This window comes from Microbacterium sp. Bi128 (assembly GCF_918698205.1).
Genome location: NZ_CAKKMM010000952.1, coordinates 1 through 2,000, shown reverse-complemented (window position 1 = coordinate 2,000; position 2,000 = coordinate 1). Strand labels below are relative to the sequence as shown.

The window sequence follows — 2,000 nt, the reverse complement described above, 5'->3', positions numbered from 1 at the left end:
ACGTCAAAGTCGCGGACCTGGGGAATCTCTGCGGCATTGATGTATTTCTCGTCCAGCGGCGCGCCATTGACGGTGAGCTGTCCGCCGGCGTCGCAGCAGACCACGTGGTCACCCGGGAGCCCGATGACGCGCTTGACCAGGTGCTGTTCCGAGTTGTCCGGCAGCAAACCGACGAACGTCAGCCCGTCCTGCACCCAGGTGAAGGGGCCCTTGGCCTTCGGGGCCGCGGGGGCGAGCCAGCCCTGGCTGTCCCGGAACACCACCACGTCCCCGCGCTGGAGCGCCATGGGCTCGGGCACGAGCAGGTTCACGAAGATGCGGTCGTTCACATCGAGGGTGTTGACCATGGATTCGGACGGGATGTAAAAGGCCCGGAACAGGAAGGTCTTGATCAGGAAGGACAGCACGATCGCCACGACGACCACCGTGGCAACCTCCTTGAGCCACAGGAAGAGCGGGCTGTGCCCTTCACGGGCCTTGGCCTTCCTGGCCCGGCGGGAGGTCGGATCGGCGTGGGCGGGGCCGTCGGCCCGCTCCCTCCCGGTCGGCCCAGGCGTGGTCGGCCCAGCCGCGGTAGGCCCAGCCGCGGTAGGCCCAGCCGCGGTAGGGGCAGTCTCGATACGGGCAGCCTGGATACGATGAGCGCGCTGCGCACCGGCGCTGTCGTCCTGCGACGCAGGAGCCGACGCCGGAGCAGGAGCCGGCGCACCAGCCGGTGGATCCGCCGGCTCATCCGCGGGAATCGCCGAGGCGGTAACCCGGGGTCGGTCCTGGCCCTGCGGATCAGGAGTGCGCGGTTCGGTCTCGGGCATCTACTGTCCGTTCGTCGTCGTCGTTGTCGCAGCCGGTTCGGGCCGCGCTACTGCTGCAAATCTATCAAGCGGCCAGATGATCTGTACCGGCCTGCCAATGACGCGTTCCAGCGGCACCATGCCCCCGCCAGGGGCGCCCAGGAGGCTCCGGGAGTCGGCGGACATCGAGCGGTGGTCCCCCATGAGCCAGAGCCGCCCGGCAGGCACCTGGACGGCGAACTTCACATCGCTCGGGGTGTCCCCCGGATACACATACGGTTCCGCAACTTGCTGGCCGTTGACTGTGAGCCGGCCGCCGGCGTCGCAGCAGACCACACGGTCGCCGGGCAGTCCGATGACGCGCTTGACATACGTGGTGTCGCTGCCCGCAAGGCCAAGCCAGCGTCCGGCTTCGGCGAGGGCATCCACCACGGGGCCGTTGCCGCTGTTGAGCGGGGCAAAGGAGCCGCGGCCGTCAAAGACGACGACGTCGCCCCGGCCCAAGGGCTCAGCTTGGAAGCCGGTCCGCGCCACCACGATCCGGTCCCCCGTGTGCAGGAGCGGCTCCATGGAGGCGGACGGGATGAAGAAGATGTCCACCCACAGGGAGCGGACCACGGCGCTGATGGCCACGGCGAGCACCAGGGCGAGCAACGCAAAACGCCAGCCCGGTTTCCTGGGCTGGCGTTTTGGCTGTTCCATGTTCCGTATCCCCTGGCGCTGTCGTGAACTAATGTGCGCTGTTGCGGATAGCTCCGGCGCCGCACTAGCTGACGCACCGGATACGGTCCGTGGATCCGCGGTGGAAGCCTGTCGTGGAAGACGAAAAAGGCTTACTTGGCGGTCTGGAAGTCGCGCTTTTCCTTGATCTTCGCGGCCTTACCACGCAGGTTGCGCATGTAATAAAGCTTGGCGCGGCGCACGTCACCCTTGGAGACGAGCTCGACCTTGTCGATGATCGGGGAGTGCACCGGGAAGGTACGCTCTACGCCGACACCGAAGGAGACCTTGCGGACGGTGAAGGTTTCGCGGACGCCATCGCCCTGGCGGCCAAGGACGAAGCCCTGGAAGACCTGGACGCGGGAGTTCTTGCCTTCGATGATGTTCACGTGAACCTTGATGGTGTCACCCGCGCGGAACTCGGGAACATCGGTGCGCAGCGAGGCTGCATCTACGGAATCGAGGATATGCATTGATCCACTCCTGGTG

The 2,000-nt window shown here is 66.5% G+C and carries 3 protein-coding genes; all 3 read right to left on the bottom strand.

Translation table 11 applies throughout. The features are described 5' to 3' along the window. Positions 1–812: signal peptidase I (gene lepB, locus LQV45_RS35935; RefSeq protein ID WP_374208319.1), on the bottom strand; the 812-nt coding region annotated here is incomplete at its 3' end. Next, on the bottom strand, positions 813–1,493 hold the full coding sequence (gene lepB, locus LQV45_RS28420) for a signal peptidase I (RefSeq protein WP_079554792.1): 681 nt from the start codon (positions 1,491–1,493) through the stop codon (positions 813–815). It lies immediately after the preceding gene. 131 nt (positions 1,494–1,624) lie between these two features. Beyond that, complete coding sequence (gene rplS / locus LQV45_RS28415; RefSeq protein ID WP_018773447.1) at positions 1,625–1,984, bottom strand: 50S ribosomal protein L19; 360 nt, start codon at positions 1,982–1,984, stop codon at positions 1,625–1,627. Between the last annotated feature and the right edge of the window lie 16 nt (positions 1,985–2,000).